Source organism: Cryobacterium inferilacus, from assembly GCF_019599185.1.
Lineage (GTDB): Bacteria > Actinomycetota > Actinomycetes > Actinomycetales > Microbacteriaceae > Cryobacterium > Cryobacterium inferilacus.
In genome coordinates, this window is the sequence record NZ_JAIEUL010000072.1 from 1 (window position 1) to 606 (window position 606).

The window sequence follows — 606 nt, forward strand, 5'->3', positions numbered from 1 at the left end:
GGTCGCTTCACGGCCCAGGGCGCGCCAGCCGCCGCCTTCCGGGATGCGGCCCAGTTTCTTCACGTCGATGTGGACCAGCTCGCCTGGTCGATCGCGTTCGTAGCGTTCGGCGGTGGCGCGGGAAGATCGGATGGTTTCGCCGGTGATCGGGTCCAGCCAGGACAGTGGTGGCAAGCCGTAGCGGGCCAGGATCCGCGATACCGTCCGCGGGGGAACCTTCGTGATGGCTGCGATCCGCAGCGGACCATCGCGGTTCAGCATCCGGGCGACCACGACGGCGGCTTCGTGGCGGGAGCTGGTCTTCCTCGGGCTGGTGCGCGGCCGAGAGGATCGATTATGGAGCCCAGTCGTCCCTTCGGCGCGGTGCCGGTTAATCCACCGGTGCGCGCACTGCCGGGAGATGCCGAGTTCCTTGGCGACGTGCGAAACCGGGCGACCATCAACGACGACCCGTTCGATCAGCAGTGACCTTCCATGAAGGGTCAAACGGGTATTAGCGTGGGGCATGAGAACCTCCGTGTTCGTGGCGACTTAGACATCTCCACTAGAACCGGAGGTTCTCCCTTTTTTCAACCCCGACTGTCACCAACCTGTCGGCTCAGTACA

1 protein-coding gene is annotated in these 606 nt (G+C 64.5%); it reads right to left on the bottom strand.

Annotation, left to right across the window (positions count from 1 at the left end; genetic code table 11):
* Positions 1-507 (bottom strand): leucine zipper domain-containing protein (locus K2F54_RS18955; RefSeq protein WP_220607405.1); only part of this gene is annotated, 507 nt, incomplete at its 3' end.
* Between the last annotated feature and the right edge of the window lie 99 nt (positions 508-606).